At 66.4% G+C, this 18,019-nt stretch carries 19 protein-coding genes and 1 riboswitch; of the genes, 14 read left to right on the top strand and 5 right to left on the bottom strand.

The genetic code is table 11. The features are described 5' to 3' along the window. Positions 1 to 280 precede the first annotated feature (280 nt). Genes AC4D2Q_RS02985 through AC4D2Q_RS02965 form a run of 5 tightly spaced genes read left to right on the top strand, consistent with a single transcriptional unit; the run spans position 281 to position 4,031 of the window. Positions 281 to 898, top strand: a complete 618-nt coding sequence (locus AC4D2Q_RS02985; RefSeq protein WP_490944843.1) for a hypothetical protein — start codon at positions 281 to 283, stop codon at positions 896 to 898. Then, positions 895 to 1,671: a hypothetical protein gene (locus AC4D2Q_RS02980; RefSeq protein WP_490944842.1), complete on the top strand. Its 777-nt coding sequence runs from the start codon at positions 895 to 897 to the stop codon at positions 1,669 to 1,671. The genes AC4D2Q_RS02985 and AC4D2Q_RS02980 overlap by 4 nt, the downstream gene beginning before the upstream one ends. 41 nt (positions 1,672 to 1,712) lie before the next feature. Continuing rightward, entirely contained in the window at positions 1,713 to 2,441 is a 729-nt protein-coding gene (locus AC4D2Q_RS02975) for a histidine phosphatase family protein (protein WP_490944838.1), read from the top strand. Beyond that, positions 2,425 to 3,300 carry an NAD(P)H-hydrate dehydratase gene (locus AC4D2Q_RS02970; RefSeq protein WP_490944835.1) on the top strand — a complete coding sequence of 292 codons (876 nt, stop codon included), beginning with the start codon at positions 2,425 to 2,427 and terminating at the stop codon, positions 3,298 to 3,300. The genes AC4D2Q_RS02975 and AC4D2Q_RS02970 overlap by 17 nt, the downstream gene beginning before the upstream one ends. A gap of 2 nt (positions 3,301 to 3,302) precedes the next feature. After that, positions 3,303 to 4,031 carry a CPBP family glutamic-type intramembrane protease gene (locus AC4D2Q_RS02965; RefSeq protein ID WP_490944833.1) on the top strand — a complete coding sequence of 243 codons (729 nt, stop codon included), beginning with the start codon at positions 3,303 to 3,305 and terminating at the stop codon, positions 4,029 to 4,031. A 46-nt stretch (positions 4,032 to 4,077) separates the two neighbouring features. Here AC4D2Q_RS02965 and AC4D2Q_RS02960 read toward each other — a convergent pair whose 3' ends face one another. Then, positions 4,078 to 4,515, bottom strand: coding sequence for a VOC family protein (locus AC4D2Q_RS02960; protein WP_490944830.1), 438 nt, complete (start codon positions 4,513 to 4,515; stop codon positions 4,078 to 4,080). A gap of 193 nt (positions 4,516 to 4,708) precedes the next feature. Between AC4D2Q_RS02960 and AC4D2Q_RS02955 the strand changes: the two genes are divergently transcribed. From AC4D2Q_RS02955 to AC4D2Q_RS02940, 4 genes are read left to right on the top strand one after another with little or no spacing between them, the layout of a single operon-like run. Then, positions 4,709 to 5,920: a thiolase family protein gene (locus tag AC4D2Q_RS02955; protein WP_490944828.1), complete on the top strand. Its 1,212-nt coding sequence runs from the start codon at positions 4,709 to 4,711 to the stop codon at positions 5,918 to 5,920. Further along, a complete protein-coding gene (locus AC4D2Q_RS02950) occupies positions 5,921 to 6,676 on the top strand; it encodes an enoyl-CoA hydratase/isomerase family protein (protein ID WP_490944826.1) in 756 nt (251 codons plus the stop codon). Continuing rightward, the gene (locus tag AC4D2Q_RS02945) at positions 6,676 to 7,524 is read left to right on the top strand and encodes a 3-hydroxyacyl-CoA dehydrogenase family protein (protein WP_490944824.1); all 849 of its coding nucleotides are present in this window, start codon (positions 6,676 to 6,678) and stop codon (positions 7,522 to 7,524) included. The genes AC4D2Q_RS02950 and AC4D2Q_RS02945 overlap by 1 nt, the downstream gene beginning before the upstream one ends. 9 nt (positions 7,525 to 7,533) lie before the next feature. After that, positions 7,534 to 8,259 (top strand): tyrosine-protein phosphatase, encoded by a 726-nt coding sequence (locus AC4D2Q_RS02940; protein WP_490944822.1) that lies wholly within the window; start codon positions 7,534 to 7,536, stop codon positions 8,257 to 8,259. Here the strand turns inward: AC4D2Q_RS02940 and AC4D2Q_RS02935 are convergent. Then, a complete protein-coding gene (locus tag AC4D2Q_RS02935) occupies positions 8,216 to 8,599 on the bottom strand; it encodes a hypothetical protein (protein ID WP_490944819.1) in 384 nt (127 codons plus the stop codon). The genes AC4D2Q_RS02940 and AC4D2Q_RS02935 overlap by 44 nt on opposite strands. Positions 8,600 to 8,614: 15 nt before the next feature. Continuing rightward, a riboswitch (SAM riboswitch) is annotated at positions 8,615 to 8,754 on the bottom strand. A gap of 58 nt (positions 8,755 to 8,812) precedes the next feature. Next, positions 8,813 to 9,832, bottom strand: a complete 1,020-nt coding sequence (locus AC4D2Q_RS02930; RefSeq protein WP_490944817.1) for an LLM class flavin-dependent oxidoreductase — start codon at positions 9,830 to 9,832, stop codon at positions 8,813 to 8,815. Between AC4D2Q_RS02930 and AC4D2Q_RS02925 the strand changes: the two genes are divergently transcribed. Then, the gene (locus tag AC4D2Q_RS02925; protein ID WP_490944816.1) at positions 9,831 to 10,466 is read left to right on the top strand and encodes an RBBP9/YdeN family alpha/beta hydrolase; all 636 of its coding nucleotides are present in this window, start codon (positions 9,831 to 9,833) and stop codon (positions 10,464 to 10,466) included. The two genes, AC4D2Q_RS02930 and AC4D2Q_RS02925, sit on opposite strands and share 2 nt — an antisense overlap. 18 nt (positions 10,467 to 10,484) lie before the next feature. Next, positions 10,485 to 11,564, top strand: a complete 1,080-nt coding sequence (locus AC4D2Q_RS02920; protein WP_490944814.1) for an ATP-dependent DNA ligase — start codon at positions 10,485 to 10,487, stop codon at positions 11,562 to 11,564. Positions 11,565 to 11,632: 68 nt separating this feature from the next. Here AC4D2Q_RS02920 and AC4D2Q_RS02915 read toward each other — a convergent pair whose 3' ends face one another. After that, on the bottom strand, positions 11,633 to 12,724 hold the full coding sequence (locus tag AC4D2Q_RS02915) for an SGNH/GDSL hydrolase family protein (RefSeq protein ID WP_490944811.1): 1,092 nt from the start codon (positions 12,722 to 12,724) through the stop codon (positions 11,633 to 11,635). 300 nt (positions 12,725 to 13,024) lie between these two features. Between AC4D2Q_RS02915 and paaZ the strand changes: the two genes are divergently transcribed. From paaZ to AC4D2Q_RS02900, 3 genes are all read left to right on the top strand, one after another. After that, positions 13,025 to 15,109, top strand: a complete 2,085-nt coding sequence (gene paaZ / locus AC4D2Q_RS02910) for a phenylacetic acid degradation bifunctional protein PaaZ (RefSeq protein WP_490944809.1) — start codon at positions 13,025 to 13,027, stop codon at positions 15,107 to 15,109. A 115-nt stretch (positions 15,110 to 15,224) separates the two neighbouring features. After that, positions 15,225 to 16,751 carry an MFS transporter gene (locus tag AC4D2Q_RS02905; RefSeq protein ID WP_490944807.1) on the top strand — a complete coding sequence of 509 codons (1,527 nt, stop codon included), beginning with the start codon at positions 15,225 to 15,227 and terminating at the stop codon, positions 16,749 to 16,751. Further along, entirely contained in the window at positions 16,738 to 17,307 is a 570-nt protein-coding gene (locus tag AC4D2Q_RS02900) for a TetR/AcrR family transcriptional regulator (protein WP_490944805.1), read from the top strand. Before AC4D2Q_RS02905 ends, AC4D2Q_RS02900 begins: the two co-directional genes overlap by 14 nt. 38 nt (positions 17,308 to 17,345) lie before the next feature. On the opposite strand, the gene AC4D2Q_RS02895 is transcribed toward AC4D2Q_RS02900, so the two are convergent. After that, positions 17,346 to 17,975: a TetR/AcrR family transcriptional regulator gene (locus AC4D2Q_RS02895; protein WP_490926308.1), complete on the bottom strand. Its 630-nt coding sequence runs from the start codon at positions 17,973 to 17,975 to the stop codon at positions 17,346 to 17,348. Positions 17,976 to 18,019: the final 44 nt, after the last annotated feature.

The following is an 18,019-nucleotide window of genomic DNA, read 5'->3' as shown; positions in this document are numbered from 1 at the left end:
AAGGGAGCACGCCACGAGAAACTGAACGGCGCGGCTTTTGCCGGTTTTTCCACTCGTCGAAAAGCAGCCGGACGTGCTGAATGGTCCGCGGGCGTTTTTTCTCATGGTGTCCATATCAGACCCTAAACACAGGCGGGGAGCCGGAATCAAGGTTTCCGCAAAATTGTCCGGTGAATTCTGTTGTGGTTATTCCGCATTTTTTGTAAAAGATGCCCTGCGCAGCCCGGCCGCCGGAGCCTTGGTATTGTCGTGGACAACAGGTTAATTCAGGGGGAGCGCTGTGGGGAATCGGTCTGACGTTATCGGTGCTGAGGCCGCCATGCGGCGCTTGGAGCGGGCACGGATCCCGGCCGCGCAAGCCCGCAGGGAATTGACCGGCCAGCTGAAGTTTTTGGACAAACACCTGGAATATCTCGCGGACGTGGCAGCCCGTTTTGAACGCCGCCGGGACCATCTGCTCGCCGCGGTTCAGGCGCAGCCGCAGGATTCAGAACCCGCCGCAGAACTGGCGGGGACCGCGGCGGCGCTGCTCGCGGATGTCGAGAAAGCCCGGACGGAAGTGGCCGAGGCGCGCGCCGCCGTCAAGGAACGCCACCGCGGTGCGGCAGCAATAGTGGCCAAGATCGATGCCGCGGCCGCCCGCCTGACCGAAGCTCTGGCCGGGCTTGAACAGGTCCGGCTTGAAAAGGAGAACGAGGCCCGCCTCCGGGACCTCAAACACGGCTACCGGGAGCGGCTTCAGACACTGGACCAACAGGTCCCTGACCTTGCTCCTGCCGGGCTGTCTCCGATCCCTGCCTCCGTGACCTGGGACTTGGAGGGCAGAGTGCGTGATGCCACCCGGCTCACCTACGAGGCGGAGGCCCTCGCGGCGCTGCGGCGGGACGAACTGAAGTGAAAACATCTACCTTCTCCTTTGTCACCAACACGCGTACCTACAGCCGGATCCGGATGCTCCGCCGGGCGGCGGCGCTGGCCGCCCTCTTGGCGTGCCACCTCTGGCAGCCGTTTCCCAACGGTGCCCTGTCCCTTCTCCAGTGGGACGTGTGGCTGTGGCTGGCCGGCCTGCTGTTCCTGAGGGAAGTAACCCGACTGGTCATCAGCGGCGTCGCTGCCAAAAGAGACGCAGCGGCCTTCGCTCCAAAGCTCCGGAAGTTCTTTCCCCTTTCCCCGGTGATCCGGGTCCGGGACTTCCGGGAACTGCTGCGGACCGGAAACCTGTCGGCCAACCTGGGCAGCGGCTCACGGCTTACCCTGACCCTCAGCAAACCGGCTCGGCTGCGGGGGATGAAGTTCGGTTATACCGTCACGGCACGGAGCCGGTTCGGCGACTTCGGACTGGCGGAATTTGATGTGATCATGCGTGACCTCGCCTTTAACGCTCCGGTGGCCGCTGCACTGAAGGCGGTCCAGGCCGAGGAAGCAGAAAGTCCTCCAGATCCTCCCGAGACCGGCAGCCCCGGCGGTGAGCGCGGCCCCGTCCCCAAAACCTTTAAAAAACAGGAGGCGTTCTGGAGCAACTTCTGGCAGGACATCACCTCAACCTCCAGCACGCCCGGCACCGGAAAGCGGGTGAAGGGGCGCACCTCGGCCGCGGCCAGCAAGGGCGGCACTTCCCCTGACGTGAAGAGCAAAACTTCCTCCGGCACTGTCCGGAAGGACCGGGTCTGAGGATGCGGGGCTGCCGCCCGGACGCGGAGTAGAGTCGGGGCATGGGTGCAATTGAACTGGTCCTCATTCGTCACGGCGAAAGCGCCGGTAACGTCGCTGCCACAGCGGCTCAGCGCTCCGGCGCGGAAGTCATCGAGGTTGGCATACGGGACGCGGATGTTCCGCTCAGCGACGCCGGCCGGGACCAGGGGAAAGCCCTTGGCGGCTGGCTTGAAGCCCTGCCGGAGGATGAACGCCCCGAAGCCGTCTGGTGCTCGCCCTACCTGCGGGCCCGGCAAACTGCTGAACTCGCCGGGCTGGAGAACGCGCGGCTTGACGAACGGCTGCGCGACCGGGAGCTGGGCATCCTGGACCTGCTCACCTCCGCAGGGGTCCAGGCACGCTTTCCCGAGGAAGCGCAGCGGCGCAACTGGCTGGGCAAGTTTTCCTACCGGCCGCCGGGCGGCGAGTCGTGGGCCGACGTCGCCCTGCGGCTGCGTTCGGTGCTGCGGGATCTTGACGACGAAGCGGACGGCCGGCGTGTGGCCATCGTCTGCCACGACGCGGTGATCCTGCTGATCCGGTACATCTGTGAGAATTTGACCGAGGCCGAACTGCTGGATATTGCCTCCACTACCAGTGTCCGCAATGCTTCCCTTACCCGTCTGGTGCGTCCGGAAGGCAGGGGCCGCTGGGAGCTGGCGGACTTCAACGCCGTGGACCATCTGGAGTCCGGCGGCGCCCCGGTAACCGAACATGCAGGAGATGAAAATAATGTCCACCCCCGCTGAACCCGTAACCCCGGCACTCCTCAAGGGGTGGCAGGTCAACCGCGAGGCCAGCGGCAAATCCGACCGCGGCAATGTGCTGGTGGTGGGAGGCGCACGCCGTTCCCCCGGTGCAGCCATGCTCACCGGCCGTGCTGCCCTGCGCGTAGGAGCCGGCCGGCTGACCCTCGCCGTGACAGAATCCGTGGCCGTGGCTGTGGCCGTGGCTGTTCCGGAGTCAGGGTGCGCCCCGCTGCCTGAAGATGACGGCGTGATTTCCGGCTCCCGGGCAGCGAAGGCCATGCAAACCGACCTGGAAACTTCCGACGTTGTGGTGGTGGGTCCCGGTTTGGATGATGCCGATTCCACCGGTGAACTGCTTCAGGGGATCGCCCCGCTGCTGAAAGAGCGGACCTCGATAGTCCTGGACGCCTACGCCCTCGGTGTCCTGCACCAGTATCCGGAGGTCTACAAGTCGTGGGCCGGTCGCCTGGTGCTGACTCCGAACAAGAAAGAAGCTGCCCGGCTCCTGGAGCTGGATCCGGAAACAGACCTAGACATGGAACAGGCCGCCCTCGACATTGCGGCCAAGTACCAGGCAGTAGTGGCGGCCCAGGGGCTGATTGCGGCTCCGGACGGCCGGCGCTGGGAGGTCCCCGCCGGCAACTCCGGCCTGGGCACCTCCGGCAGCGGAGATGTTCTGGCCGGCGCCATTGCCGGTTTCCTCGCCCGGAAAGCCAGCCCCGAACAGGCCGCCTGCTGGGGAACCTATCTGCACTCCACGGCAGGTGACCGCCTCTCGGCTGCCCAGGGTCCCATGAGCTTCCTGGCCGGAGAACTGCTGGATGCCATGCCGCGCGTCATGGCGGAACTGACCGTTTAGCCGTGGCAGACCCCCGCGTGCAGGCCTCCCTGTCCGGCGCGTTCACCCGCCGCGACGTTATTGCGGCCGGTTTCTATGTGCTGTTTGTTGGGATTTTCAGTTTTGCACCGGGACTCGGTATTCCCGGACTGACCCGGCTGATACCGGATCCGGTGCTGGCGGGCTATGCGGTCAATCTGGCGTTTTACCTCTCGGCCGGGGCGCTGGCGCTCTGGGCCTCGTGGCGGTTTGCCGTCCGGGAGGCCCGGCTCCTCGCCGCGCGTCCCTGGCTGACGCTGGCGGTGATTCCTGCCAGCGTCCTCGCCATGCTGGTGCTCACCGCCGTGGCCGCGGCCCTCACCGGGCCTCCGGAAACGGCGGTGAACCAGGAAGCAGTCCAAGGGCTGGTGGTGTCCCTTCCGCCGCTGCTGATCATTCCCCTTTTGGTGCTGATCGCGCCGTTCGTGGAGGAATACATCTTCCGCCATCTGCTGATCGGCAAGCTGAGCAGGTACCTGAACATCTGGGTTTGCTGCGTCATTTCGGTGGTGCTGTTCGCGGGTATCCACGTTGCGGGAAAGGAAGCGCCGGCGCTGGCCGTCCTGCTGCCGTACCTGGTGATGGGGGTCGTGCTGGTAGGCGTCTTTGTATGGGCGGGCAGCAACTTCATGCTGTCCTATGCCGTGCACGCCGCGAAGAATCTGCTGGCCGTCCTGGTGACCTACGCGATTCCGGCCGAGCTGCTGCAATAACCATGGAAGCCCCGCACGCCGGACCCTCCCGCTGCTGCCCATTGGCTTAGGCGATGCAGAATTCGTTTCCTTCGGGATCGGCCATGGTGTACCAGGAGGATGGCCCCTGCTCTTCCGAATACAGGAAGGTGGCTCCGCGTGCCTCAAGCTCCGCCCGCTTCACGTCCTTGTCCGCCCCGTTGATATGGATGTCCAGATGTATGCGGTCCTTTGCCGTCTTGGGCTCGGGCACGGGCTGGAAAAGGATGCGCAGGCGTTCCGGGGAGCCGACCTCGCTTTCCCGGCAGATCGCCGCGCCGTCGCGCCACCGCCGCTGCCCTTTATGGTCAACCAGTATGTCCGGGGAAATGGTCCCCTGATCCAGCAGGGAATCAATCATGGCCTGGTCCAGGGGTTCAATGACCCAGCCCAGCGTTTCCGCCCACCAATCAGCCTGCTCATGGGCGTTTTCGCAGTCCACGCATATTTGGATGTTGAAGCTCATGCCCGAAGCCTAGCCTCGCGAACCGCCGGCTGCGGAGATTCTGCGGACAACTTTCGTCCGCCGGAGCCATTCGTCACGCAAGGCCGGTCACATTGACCGCGGTACGCCGCCGTGCGATTCTTTACAGAACGAATGGTCAGTAAATGCTGTCCGGTCAGCGTCGGCCGGCGGCACACAGACGGTGGGAGCAACAATGACTGAAGCGTTTCTCGTGGGCGGAGTACGGACTCCGGTGGGCAGGTACGGCGGCGCGCTGTCCAGTGTCCGGCCCGATGACCTGGCGGCTCTGACGCTGCAGGAACTGGTGGCGCGCGAGGGACTGGATCCCGCCGTCGTTGACGAGGTGATCCTGGGCAACGCCAACGGTGCCGGCGAGGAAAACCGCAACGTGGCGCGGATGGCTGCCCTGCTGGCAGGCTTCCCCAGCGACGTTCCCGGCATCACGGTGAACCGGCTGTGCGCTTCGGGGCTGTCGGCCATCATCATGGCCTCGCACATGATCAAGGCGGGAGCAGCGGACATTGTCATTGCCGGCGGTACTGAATCCATGAGCCGCGCGCCCTGGGTGACCGAAAAGCCCACCAAGGCCTTCGCCAAGCCCGGTGAAACCTTTGACACTTCGATCGGCTGGCGCTTCGTGAACGAGCGCTTTACCTCGGGAGATCTCTCCCGCGACGGCAAGATGACGTACTCCATGCCGGAAACCGCAGAGGAACTGGCCGCCGTGGACGGTATTTCCCGTGAAGACGCCGACGCGTTTGCCGTCCGATCGCATGAGAATGCGCTGGCCGCCATTGCCGCCGGACACTTCAAGGACGAAATAGTTCCGGTCACCGTCCGCGGCCGCAAGGGCGACACCGTCGTGGATACCGACGAGGGTCCGCGCGAGGGCACCACCGCTGAGGTGCTCGCCAAGCTGCGGCCCGTGGTGCGGCCCGGCGGCATTGTCACTGCCGGCAACTCCAGCACGCTCAATGACGGGGCGTCGGCCATTATCGTCGCGTCCGAGCGGGCCATCCGCGAATACGGACTCACCGCCCGGGCCCGGATTGTCGACGGCGCGTCCGCGGGAGTGCCGCCGGAAATCATGGGCACCGGCCCCGTTCCGGCCACCCAAAAGGTCCTCGCCCGCAGCGGCGTGAAACTTGCCGACGTCGGCGCCTTTGAACTGAACGAAGCCTTTGCCACTCAGTCGCTGGCCTGCATCCGCCGGCTCGGCGTGAAGGAGGACATTGTGAACAACGACGGCGGCGCCATTGCACTGGGGCACCCGCTGGGTTCCTCCGGATCCCGGATTGCCATCACGCTGCTGAACCGGATGGAACGCGAGGGCGCAACACATGGGATTGCCACCATGTGCGTCGGCGTTGGCCAGGGCACCGCCATGCTGATTGAGGCCGTCTAAGTGGGAGCTGATTACTCTTCCTTCACCACATTGCAGGTCACGGAGGGGGAAGGGCGCGTCACCGCGGTCCTGAACCGCCCGGAGGTCCGCAACGCCATTGACGCCGCCATGGTCGATGAGCTGCACCTGCTCTGCGCCGATCTCGAGGAGAACCCCCGGATCCTCATCCTCACCGGCAGCGGCGGGGTGTTCGCCTCCGGTGCGGACATTGCCCAGCTGCGCGAACGCCGCCGCGACGACGCCCTGCGCGGCATCAACTCCACCGTGTTTGCCCGGATCGCCAAACTGCCGATGCCGGTCATCGCCGCGGTGGACGGATACGCCCTGGGCGGCGGGGCGGAGCTGGCCTTCGCCGCGGACTTCCGGATTGGCACACCCCGCGTCAAGATCGGCAACCCGGAAACCTCGCTGGGGATCCTGGCAGCCGCCGGCGCGGGCTGGCGGCTGAAGGAACTTGTGGGCGAACCGCTGGCCAAGGAGATCCTGCTGGCCGGACGGGTGCTGAACGCCGAGGAAGCGCTGGCCGCGCACCTGGTCACCGAGCTCGCCGAACCGGAAGACCTGCTGACCGCAGCACAGGCGCTGGCTGACCGGATTGCCCGCCAGGATCCGCTGGCGGTCCGGCTCACCAAAACCGTGTTCGCAGCCCCGGCGGATGCCCACCCCGCCATCGACAATTTGGCGCAGGGAATTCTGTTTGAATCGCAGGCCAAGTTTGACCGCATGTCAGCGTTCCTTGAGAGGAAGAAAAAGTAATGGCAGTTCCCTCCACAGTAGGAGTGCTCGGCGGCGGCCGGATGGGGGCGGGCATTGCGCACGCCTTCTGCACCGCGGGAGCCGCCGTCGTCGTCGTGGAGCGCGACGACGACGCCGCCTCCGCCGCCTACGACCGCGTGGCGTCCGCGCTGGCGAAAAGCGTTGAACGCGCCACCGTTTCCGAAAGCCTGGCCGACCTGACCGCGCGGCTGTCCGTGTCCACCGACTACGCCGCTTTTGCTGCGGCCGGGCTGGTGGTGGAAGCGGTGCCGGAGGACTTTGGCCTCAAGGGCGCTGCCCTGGCCGCGGTCGAGGAACAGCTGGCACCGGAGGCCTGGCTGGCATCCAACACGTCCTCGCTGTCCGTCACCGAGCTGGCACAAAAGCTGCAGCGTCCGGAACGGTTCTGCGGCCTGCATTTCTTCAACCCGGTGCCGGCCTCCGCCCTGATCGAAGTGGTGCTGGGCAAGCAGACCTCCGAAGAGCTGGCCGAAGCCGCCGCTTCCTGGGCCCGGGATCTGGGAAAGACACCCGTCACCGTCAATGACGCCCCGGGCTTTGCCAGCTCGCGGCTGGGCGTGGCGATTGCCCTGGAAGCCATGCGCATGGTTGAAGAGGGCGTGGCCTCCGCCGAAGACATCGACGCCGCCATGGTGCTGGGCTACAAGCACCCCACCGGCCCGCTGCGCACCACCGACATCGTGGGCCTGGATGTGCGCCTGGGCATCGCCGAGTATCTGGCGTCCACGCTCGGCCCGCGCTTCGAACCGCCGCAGATCCTCCGTGACAAGGTGGCCCGCGGGGAGCTCGGCCGCAAATCCGGCAAGGGCTTCTTTGACTGGTCCTAGCCGGCTGTCATGAGCAGCCGCGACGTTCACTGGGAGGGCGCCGCCAACGCACGGGACCTGGGCGGGATCCCGGTCGCCGGCGGCGGCGCCGTCCCCCCGGGCCGGATCTTCCGCATGGGGCGGTCCGAATGGCTCACCACGCGCGGCTGGGAACAGGCCCGCGCCGCGGGAGTCCGCACCGTCGTCGACCTCCGCAACGAAGAGGAGCAGGGACGCAGGGACACCGATCCGTTGCCGGATGCGGAGGCTGCCGCAGGAATCACGTTCCTCACCCGGCCCACGCAGGAAGCGAAGGATCCGGAGTTCACCGCGCTCACCGGCCCCTACATGGACTCCCCGCGCTTCTACCGGGAGAACCTGCGCCGCTGGCCGGAGAAAATCGCCGCTGTTCTGCGTGCCATAGCGGAGGCCGGTGACGGTGGGGTGGTGATCCACTGCTCTGCCGGGCGGGACCGCACCGGACTCATCGCCATGCTGCTGCTGCAGCTGGCCGGGGCCTCGCCCGAAGCCATTGCCGACGATTACGAGCAGGCGGTCCGCGGCATCAACGCCTTCCACTCCACGCAGCCGCATCCGCGGGAAAAACCGCTGACGGCGGAGCAGGAAGACGCGCGGGTGGCAGACGGCCGGAAGGAACTGCTCCGCGCCCTGGACGGTTTTGACGCGGAGCAGTACCTGCGCTCAGCGGGGCTTAGCCCCGCTGAGCTTGGGCGTCTTCGGAGTCGTTTGCGTTGAGCTGTTTACAGGGATGGACCCTTTCCGGCGTCGCCAAGTAGAAAAAAGAGCGCCGTGCGGGGCTGTCAAAGCCTCCGGGCACCAGCAGCGACGAATAGCGTGCGCACCACTGCACCTGGCCGTTGGAATGGGCCAGCGCCTGCGCCAGGGAGGGCAGGTCGTGGAACCACATCAGCTGCTGCTCGCCGTCCACGACCAACTGGATCAGGTCCAGATCGAGATCGACGTAGGCCTGGGCATCCACCCAGTCATCGTAAACAGCCAGGCGCTTGCCGTGAATGAGGTGGACGTTGTGGCCGGGGGTGTAGCTGATGCAGCGGGCGCCACTGGAGATACTCACAGTGTGTTCCTTTACGGTTTGTCCTTGCCCGCACCGGTTGGCCGCGGGCCGCTTCGTCATCCGAACCACCCGCCGAACAGTGGGGTTGGTGTGAGGCCAGTCGGAGCTTTTACAGACCCGGATTCCTCCGGGCATGTTGGCCACCTCTCGTGAAGCTGAGACAACCATAGCGCATGCCGGTGACAGTCGGGAACTGTCACCGGACCGGAGGCATCAGCGCCAGCCCGCCGCGGGCGCCACGTGCTTCACCAGGCTCTCCAGCAGCTGCGCGTTGTATTCCACGCCCAGCTGGTTCGGCACCGTAATAAGCACGGTGTCGGCGGCTTGGACCGCGGCATCGGCAGCAAGCTGCGCGGCGATTACATCCGGTTCACCGATGTAGCTCTTGCCGAACCGGGCCAGTCCGCCGTCCAGCCGGCCCACCTGGTCACGGGAATCCGTCTGGGCCCGCAGCCCGAAGTACCGGTGGTCGGTCTCGGTCACCAGCGGAATGACGCTACGGCTGACCGAGACAAGCCCGGTGCCTTCATGGCCGGCGTCGGCCCGCGCTTCGCGGAACACCTGAATCTGCTCCGCCTGGAGCTGGTCAAAGGGCACCCCGGTGTCCTCCGTGAGCAGAGTGGAGCTCATCAGGTTCATGCCCTGCTCGCCGGTCCACTTGGCGGTGGCCCGCGTTCCGGATCCCCACCAGATTCGTTCGCTGAGCCCAGGGGACTGCGGTTCAACCGCCAGCGTTCCGGAGCTGCCGGTCATGACCGGATCGGCTGAGGCCAGGCCTGCGCCGGCAATCGCTGCACGGAACACCAGGGTGTGCTTGCGTGCCTCGTCCGCGTCGGTGCTTCCCGCATCCGGAACATAGCCAAAGGCCTCGTAACCGCGCAGAGCCGGCTCGGGGGAACCGCGGCTCAGGCCCAGCTGCAGCCTGCCGCCGCTGATCAAATCCGTGGCCGCGGCTTCTTCCGCGAGATACAGCGGATTTTCATAACGCATGTCGATGACCGCCGTACCCAGTTCAATCCGGCTTGTCCGTGCGGCCATGGCGGAAAGCAGCGGGAACGGTGCAGCGAACTGCGGGGCGAAATGGTGAACGCGCAGGAACGCGCCGTCTATCCCCAGCTCCTCCGCCGCAACCGCCAGCTCGACGGTCTGCAGCAGGGCATCCCGGGCGGTACGGACAAAAGAACCCTGCACATCGCGGTAGTGTCCAAAGGACAGGAAACCGATTTTCTTCATGTTCAGGAACAGCACCGGTTTCGGAGGAGATATTCCCGGCTTCCGCCCGGCGGCGGCCGTCAACGGAAAGGCAGACAGCATGCACCTGACCATCGTCCCCGGCATCGGCGGTTCCAACGATGAGCACTGGCAGAGCCGGTGGCAGGCTGACGCTCCGGATATGTCCCGGATTTCGCCGTCGTCGTGGGACGACCCGAACTTGGAGAACTGGATGGATGCGCTGGATGCTGCCGCCGGGTCCCGGAACGGCGACACCATCCTGGTGGCCCACAGCCTTGGCTGCCTGGCTTCCGCGGAGTGGCTGCTGCGCAATCCGGACGGCGCCCGGGGCGTGCTGCTGGTTGCGCCGCCGGACCCGGCCGAGCCCGCCTTCCCGGACACCGCCGGCTCATTCCGCGATCCGAGGCTGGAACCGCTGCCGGTGCCCGGGCTGCTGATCGCCAGCGAGAACGATCCCTACTGCACGCTGCCCGGCGCCCGGCTGCTGGCCCAGGCCTGGAACATTCCGGTGATCGACGCCGGCCCGCTTACCCACATCAACGATGAAAGCGGCATCGGGAACTGGCAGCAGGGCCGGGACCTGCTGACCGCCTTCGCCGCGGGACTGGGCGTTTCCATTCCCCTTACCTGTTAGTCGGGTAAGAATGGGCCCATGAAACTTCCGGTAATGCCGCCCGTGGCCCCGATGCTGGCCAAAGCCGTCTCTTCGCTGCCCGAGGGGGAATACTCCTACGAGCCAAAGTGGGACGGTTTCCGCTCCATCATTTTCCGCGACGGCGATGAACTGGAGATCGGCAGCCGCAATGAAAAACCGATGACCCGGTACTTTCCGGAACTGGTGGAGGCGCTCAAGGCAAACCTGCCGCAGCGCTGCGTGGTGGACGGCGAAATCATCCTGATCAGCGCCTCCGGAAAGCGGCTGGACTTTGAAGCCCTGCAGCAGCGCATCCATCCCGCCGCCAGCCGGGTCAAGCTCCTGGCCGAGCAGACACCGGCGGCCTTCGCAGCGTTTGACCTGCTGGCCCTGGATGACACCAGCTATCTGGACCGGCCGTATGCCGAGCGCCGCAGCGCGCTGGAGACTGCCCTGGCCGGCGCCGCCGCCCCGGTCTACCTGACGTCCCGCACCACCGACCCCGGCACCGCGCAGCGCTGGTTCGGGGAATTCGAGGGCGCCGGACTGGACGGCATCGTGGCCAAGCCGCTGGCTGATCCCTACCAGCCCGGCAAGCGCACCATGGCCAAGTACAAGCATGAGCGCACCGCTGACTGCGTGCTGGCCGGCTACCGGGTGCACAAATCAGGGCCGGACGCCGTCGGCTCCCTGCTGCTGGGCATTTACAACGACGACGGCGTCCTCACCAATGTGGGAGTGGCCGGCGCGTTCACCATGGCCCGGCGCCGTGAACTGTTCTCGGAACTGCAGCCGCTGATATCCGACTCCGCGGACCACCCCTGGACGGCGGACAAGCAGGACACCGGAACCCGCACGCCCCGCAATTCAGAGGGCAGCCGCTGGAGCGGGAACAAGGACCTGTCTTTTGTTCCGCTGCGGCCTGAGCGGGTGGTGGAAGTTAAGTACGACCACATGGAGGGCGAACGGTTCCGCCACACCGCTCAGTTCCTGCGCTGGCGCCCGGACCGGAGCCCGGAATCCTGCACCTATGAGCAGCTGGAGGAACCGGCCAAATTCGATCTCGCTGAAGTGTTGACCGCTCCGGCCGGGACGTAGCTGGCCGCGCCGCCCCGGCCGGGACGTAGTTGGCCGCGCCGCCCCGGCCGGAGGGCCAGCCGTTTCGGCTAGCCGCGTCCGCGGCAGTGGCCCCGGCCCGGATTGCCCAGCCGCTCCACGTCAACGGCTGAGGTAATGGCTGCGAAGTAGCCCTCGCTGTAGCCGGCGGCCGTGGGATGCAGGGCAAAGGGATCAGTGATGTCCAGAATCCAGGGGTCCGCCGACCCGATGCCGTGGCCGGCGAAGGCCGCGGTCACGTCGACAAAAGTGCCGTCACCCACCTGCCCGGCCACGACGGCGTTGAGCGCATCGGTGCCGGCATTGAACAGGTTCTGTGCCTCGATGCTCAGGATTCCGGGTGTGCTGCCCTCAAACAGGTGCGGGTAACCGGCCACCACCAGCTCCGCCCGCGGTGCCGCTTCGCGGATCTGCGCAAAGCTGGCCTGCAGTTGGGGAACGACGGCGGTTTCCGCGAAGGCCTGCGCTGCCGCCAGCGCTGGGGCGCAGGTGTCCGGCAGTGCGGGTCCGGCGCAGGCTTGCACCACCGAGCCGAACTGGACATCGTTGCCGCTGATGGTGACGGTGACCAGATCGGTCTGCCGGTTCAACAGGTCTGCCGAGATGGCAGTGGAAATCTGCTCCGGCAGGTCCACCGGACCGGCGGGCGGGGCCGGCTCGGTGGTCAGCGCCGTGGCTCCGGCGCAGGACTGGTCACTGTCCAGCTCAACGCGCGGAAGAGCGTCCAGCAGGGTCGGATAACCCTCGGCCGTGCGGCGGCAGGCATCCAGCAACGGACCGCCGCCGAATCCTGAAGCATAGGAGTCCCCAAAGGCCACATAATCAACCGTCTTGTCCTTACCGTGCCCGTGACCCCTGCCCGGACCGTTCCCGTTCCCGTGTCCGTGCCCGCGCCCGTAGCCGCGGCCGCCGTCGGGCTGCGACTGCTGCCCGGGAGTCCGCTGCGCCTGCTGTCCGGAACCGGGCCCGGTGTCTGCAGCCGAAGCCGGGCCGGCTGCAACGCCGGACAGGGTGCCGGTGAGGCCCAGCAGCAGTGCGCCCACCAGCATGCTGTGGCGCCGCCGGGCGGGCCGACGAGATTCGCCTGATTCGCCGGGAGATTGGGGCAGTGAGGCTGCGGCCGGGGATTCGAACTCGTTCATGATGCTCCTTCTAAGGATGCGGGTGTGCGCTCCAAGGTAGTCCCGGACACTCCCCGCGGACACTGCGGGCGGGGCAACCCGCCGGGAACGGGTAGATATCCGGTGCTCCGTGGTCAGCGCACCGGATTGCCGCCGGATTGCCGCCGACATCATAGTGTGATGCGCAGCATCCTCCTGTACGCTAAATCTCATTACTGAACGTCCGGTCAGTTATCCTGCGATATACCGTTCCGCAGGACGCTGTACCGCCCGGGGCCGGTCCGCCGGCCGCAAGCACCGTTTTGAAAGGGCCAGTCAACGATGACCTCCACCGCCATAGACGTCCGCATAGTTCCCAGCTACGTCCGGGATTCCTGGTGGACGCCGGACCGCTCGGATCTCACCGCCGCGGAACCTGCGGAAGTCCGCGATGCCAGCACCGGCGAAACCCTGGCGCTGGTCAGCACGGCCGGGCTGGATCTGGCGGCCGCCGTCGAGCACGCGCGCACCGCGGGCCGGAAGGCACTGCAGGAACTCACCTTCCACCAGCGTGCGCTCAAGCTCAAGGAGCTGGCGACGTACCTCAACGCGCACCGGGACGAACTGTATGAGGTGTCCGCCCGCACCGGCGCCACCCGCACGGACTCGCTGGTGGACATTGACGGCGGAATCGGCGTGCTGTTCACTTTCGGCTCCAAAGGCCGGCGCGAGCTGCCCAATTCCACCGTTCTGGTGGACGGCCCCGCGGAATCGCTGTCCCGGGACGGATCGTTTCTGGGGGAGCACATCTACACCTCGCTTCCCGGGGTGGCAGTGCAGATCAACGCCTTCAACTTCCCGGTCTGGGGCATGCTGGAAAAGCTCGCCCCGGCGTTCCTGGCCGGCCTGCCCAGCATCGTGAAGCCGGCCACTCCCACCGGTTATCTGGCCGCTGAGGCAGTAAAGCTGATCATCGAATCGGGCATCCTGCCCGCCGGGTCCCTGCAGCTGATCTCCGGTTCTGCGCGGGATTTGCTCGATCACCTGGACTACCGCGACTATGTTTCCTTCACCGGATCCGCCTCCACGGCCAAGCTGCTGAAGGCCCACCCCAACGTCACCGAGGGCGGCGTCCGCTTCACGAATGAGACCGATTCGCTGAACGCCGCCATCCTCGGGCCGGACGCAGTGCCCGGAACCCCCGAGTTTGATGCGTTCGTAAAGTCACTGGTCACCGAAATCACGGTCAAGGCCGGCCAGAAATGCACCAGCATCCGCCGTGCCATTGTTCCCGCCGGTTTGGTGGACGACGTCGTTGCCGCCGCCGGCCGGCGCATTGAACAGCGCGTGGTGCTGGGCGATCCCCGGGCCGGGGATGTGACCATGGGGGCCCTGGCTTCCACCGAACAGCTCCAGGGAGTCCGCTCCTCCGTGCAGACGCTGCTCGACGCCGGAGCTGCCCTGGCCTGGGGTTCCCTGGACGCACCCGAAGTTGTCCGGGCCGACGGCACGCGCGCCGTGGCCGAAGCAGGTGCCTTCATGGCTCCCGTCCTGCTCACTTGGGCGGATGCTGAGAATGAAGCGCTGCACGCAGTGGAAGCCTTCGGTCCGGTGGCGTCGGTCATCGGTTACGACGACGCCGCCGACGCCGTGCGCCTGGCCGCCCGCGGCGGCGGATCGCTGGTGGCAACCGTGTGCACCAATGATCCCGCCACGGCCCGCGAGCTGACCCTGGGCATCGCCGCACACCACGGGCGCGTGTTGATCCTGAACCGTGAAGATGCCCGCAGCTCCACCGGCCACGGCTCGCCCGTGCCGCACCTGGTCCACGGCGGACCCGGCCGGGCCGGCGGCGGCGAGGAACTGGGCGGGATGCGCTCGGTCCTGCACCACATGCAGCGCACCGCCGTGCAGGGTTCACCGAACATGCTCACGGCGCTCACCGGTCTCTGGCACACCGGGGCTGACCGGAACTTCGACGGCGCCCACCCGTTCCGCAAGGACCTCTCGGAACTGCGGGTCGGGGACTCGGTCCGTTCGGACCTGCGGGAGGTCACGCTCGAGGACATCACCGCGTTTGCGAACAGCACCGGGGATACCTTCTACGCGCACACCAACTCCGCGGCCGCCGAAGCCAATCCCTTCTTCCCGGGCATCGTGGCCCACGGGTACCTGCTGCTGTCCTGGGCGGCCGGCCTGTTCGTGGACCCGGAGCCCGGTCCCGTACTGGCGAACTACGGCCTGGAGAACCTGCGCTTCATCACTCCGGTGGCCGCGGGGGATTCCATCCGGGTGACCCTCACGGCCAAGAAGATCACGCCGCGCGAAACCGATGAGTACGGAGAAGTCGCCTGGGATGCGCTGCTCACCAACCAGAACGACGACGTCGTCGCCACCTACGATGTCCTGACCCTCGTGGAGAAGTAACCCGCAGGCGGCCCCAGGGCCGCGCGTCCATTGTCCGGCCCGTGCGCCTGCGGGACCAAGGTAGCAAACCAAACGTATTTGATAGCAAACCATTTGGATTGTTAGCCTTTGGTGCATGGACACGTTACCGAAAGTTCCGCTCCGGGCTGGACGCAGGGAATGGGTTGCCCTCATTGTCCCCATCCTTGCCGTCACGCTCCTCGCCATTGACGGGACCGTTCTGTACATGGCGGTCCCCGCCCTGACGGCGGATCTGGCACCAACCGCGACGCAGATTCTCTGGATCGGAGACATCTATTCGTTCGTGCTCGCAGGGCTGCTGGTGACGATGGGTAACCTTGCCGACCGCATCGGGCGGAAAAGGCTGCTCCTTATCGGCAGCGTTGCTTTTGGAGTTGCCTCCGTCATGGCTGCCTTCGCCCCGTCCGCCGAGGTTCTGATTGCCAGCCGTGCCCTTCTGGGCATCGCCGGTGCAACGGTCATGCCGTCCACGCTTTCCATCATCCGCAACCTGTTCCACGACCCCGTCCAGCGCACGCGGGCGATTGCGATCTGGTCAGCCGGTGCCATGGCCGGAGGCGCCGTTGGACCGCTGGTGGGCGGGGCCCTTCTGGAGTTCTTCTGGTGGGGCTCGGTTTTCCTCATCAACGTTCCGGTGATCGCGCTGATCGTGGTGCTCGGCCTCTGGCTCCTGCCCGAGTCACGGAATCCGAACGCCGGAAAGATCGATCTTCTGTCCGCCCTGCTGTCGGTGCTGGCGATCGTTCCGCTGGTTTACGCGATCAAGCAGGTTGTCGGCTCCGGACCGGGCTGGCCTGTCCTCGCGGGCGTGCTGACCGGCCTGGGTGCCGGCTGGTGGTTCGTGCGCCGGCAGCGCGGTCTGAAGACCCCGATGGTGGACATCAGCCTCTTCCGCATCCCCGCGTTCAGCGGTGCGGTCGCGGCCAACACGCTGTCCATCTTCGCGTTTCTGGGCGTGCTGTTCTTCTTCTCCCAGTATCTGCAGCTGGTCCGCGGCTACTCGCCTTTCTGGGCCGGCATGGCGGAGATGCCGGCGACCGTTGCCTCGATCGCCGTCGTCGCCGTCGTTGGACTGACACTGTCGAAGCTGGGGCGCGGACGTGCCATCGCCGCCGGATTGTTTGTTGGAGCCCTGGGATTGGCGGCGCTTGGCGTGACGGAGGGCCTGCCCGGCTATCTTGGCATCGGTATGTCGCTTGCGGTCATTGGCCTGGGCACCGGGCTGGCCATGACCCTGTCCACCGATGCTGTGGTGGCTGCGGCGCCGCCCGAGCGGGCCGGGGCCGCAGCATCGATCTCCGAGACCGCGTATGAGCTGGGTATCGCTCTGGGCATCGCCGTCCTCGGTTCCCTGCAGACGGCCCTGTACCGTGCGCAGCTGGAAATTCCGGACGGCACTCCGCCGGAAACTGCGGCCGCTGTGCAGGATTCCCTCGCCAGCGCTGCCGGCCATTTGGACGGCAGCAGCGAGGTGCTGCTCGCCACCGCGCAGCATGCCTTCACCTACGGCATGCAGGTAACCTCATTTATTGCCGCCGCGCTGCTGGTTGTCGCCGCGATCCTCGCTGCTCGGCTCATTCCGTCAGAGACCACGAAAGAAGAGAGCCATGCCCCCCACTGAGACAGCCGCCGTACGGGACAAGGAGCGAACCCGGAAAGCGATCATTGAGGCGGCGTCCCAGACGCTGTATGAGCATGGCGGAGGCGTCAGTCTGGCGGATATTGCAGCGGCGGCAGGGGTATCCAAGGGGGCGCTGACCCACCACTTCACCAGCCGGACCGCGCTGGAGGAAGCAATTTTGGCGGATGCGTCCGAAAAGCTCTGGGAGGCTGTGCACGCCCATGTTGATCTGAGCGAGAACCGGCCCGGGAAACTGCTGCGCGGCTACGTCCGGGCGCTGACCGACGCAGATAATCCCACGGTACGCCGCCTCTTTGCCCCCACCTCCCTGCTGCTGATCATAGGCAGCGCCGAACCGGCCATTCAGGGCCTCCTTCGTGCGGACGCACAGAGGTGGCGGGAAGCGTTCGGTGCCGACGGGCTGGATCCGGCTACCTCCCTGTCCATCCGCAGCGCCGCCGAAGGCCTCGCCGGGTCCGTCGGCACTCCCTACCTCACTCCGGCTGAACTTCGGATGTCGCGGGCGAAGCTGCTGGAGCTGGCCGAGCCGGCCTAGCGCAGGGGCGGCCGTCCGGCGGCCCGTCCAAAGGGCCGTCATGACCGCGCGTGCAGCCCGTCAAACATGATGGAAATGACATCATCGGCCAGCTGCTCCGGGGAAATGGGGCCGCCGGGCTTGTACCACTCCACAATGGAGTTGATCGTGCCGAAGAGCAGGCGCGTGGTGGTGCGCGGATCGATGTCGCTGCGGAGGGTTCCTTCACTGCGGGCAGCATCCACCAGATTGGCCACCCGGTGGTCGAACTCCCGTCGCCGGGCCAATGCGTCCCGCTCAATCTCCGTGTTGCCCCGCAGCCTCAGCAACAGCGTCACGAACGGCAGGCGCTCGGTCAGGACCTGGATGGTTCCGCGGAGCACAAACTCCAGCTTGGCGTCAGCGGCGCCGCTGGAGGCCCGGGCGTCGTCGAGCACCGCCTCCAGGCCGTCCAGCGCGTTGTCCAGTGCCAGCCGCAGCAGGTCCCCCTTGGAGGGAACGTGGTGGTAGATCGCGGATTTGGTAATGCCCAGGTTCTCGGCCAGGATGCCCATGGAGGTGGCTTCGTAGCCGTGCTTATTGAACACATCCACGGCAATGGCGAGGACTGACTGCTGGTCATATCCGGGGCGGCCCCGCCGGACGGCGGCGGACGCCGCTCCGGCGGCGGCGGATGGTGTGGAAGGCATGGGCCTCATTTTCTCACGAACGTTCGGCAGGTTTATTTGAGCCG

Source organism: Arthrobacter sp. TJ-178 (assembly GCF_058269275.1).
The sequence above is the reverse complement of the archived record's forward strand: the minus strand, read 5'-3'. Positions and strand labels throughout refer to the sequence as shown.

What these genes read in the sequence shown, in the direction of transcription:
- AC4D2Q_RS02975 (WP_490944838.1), top strand. Translation starts at nt 1,713, where the DNA reads ATGGGTGCAATTGAACTGGTCCTCATTCGTCACGGCGAAAGCGCCGGT.
- AC4D2Q_RS02970 (WP_490944835.1), top strand. Translation starts at nt 2,425, where the DNA reads ATGTCCACCCCCGCTGAACCCGTAACCCCGGCACTCCTCAAGGGGTGG.
- AC4D2Q_RS02960 (WP_490944830.1), bottom strand. Translation starts at nt 4,515, where the DNA reads ATGAGCTTCAACATCCAAATATGCGTGGACTGCGAAAACGCCCATGAG.
- AC4D2Q_RS02955 (WP_490944828.1), top strand. Translation starts at nt 4,709, where the DNA reads ATGACTGAAGCGTTTCTCGTGGGCGGAGTACGGACTCCGGTGGGCAGG.
- AC4D2Q_RS02945 (WP_490944824.1), top strand. Translation starts at nt 6,676, where the DNA reads ATGGCAGTTCCCTCCACAGTAGGAGTGCTCGGCGGCGGCCGGATGGGG.
- AC4D2Q_RS02940 (WP_490944822.1), top strand. Translation starts at nt 7,534, where the DNA reads ATGAGCAGCCGCGACGTTCACTGGGAGGGCGCCGCCAACGCACGGGAC.
- AC4D2Q_RS02925 (WP_490944816.1), top strand. Translation starts at nt 9,831, where the DNA reads ATGTTCAGGAACAGCACCGGTTTCGGAGGAGATATTCCCGGCTTCCGC.
- AC4D2Q_RS02930 (WP_490944817.1), bottom strand. Translation starts at nt 9,832, where the DNA reads ATGAAGAAAATCGGTTTCCTGTCCTTTGGACACTACCGCGATGTGCAG.
- AC4D2Q_RS02920 (WP_490944814.1), top strand. Translation starts at nt 10,485, where the DNA reads ATGAAACTTCCGGTAATGCCGCCCGTGGCCCCGATGCTGGCCAAAGCC.
- AC4D2Q_RS02915 (WP_490944811.1), bottom strand. Translation starts at nt 12,724, where the DNA reads ATGAACGAGTTCGAATCCCCGGCCGCAGCCTCACTGCCCCAATCTCCC.
- paaZ (WP_490944809.1), top strand. Translation starts at nt 13,025, where the DNA reads ATGACCTCCACCGCCATAGACGTCCGCATAGTTCCCAGCTACGTCCGG.
- AC4D2Q_RS02905 (WP_490944807.1), top strand. Translation starts at nt 15,225, where the DNA reads ATGGACACGTTACCGAAAGTTCCGCTCCGGGCTGGACGCAGGGAATGG.
- AC4D2Q_RS02900 (WP_490944805.1), top strand. Translation starts at nt 16,738, where the DNA reads ATGCCCCCCACTGAGACAGCCGCCGTACGGGACAAGGAGCGAACCCGG.
- AC4D2Q_RS02895 (WP_490926308.1), bottom strand. Translation starts at nt 17,975, where the DNA reads ATGCCTTCCACACCATCCGCCGCCGCCGGAGCGGCGTCCGCCGCCGTC.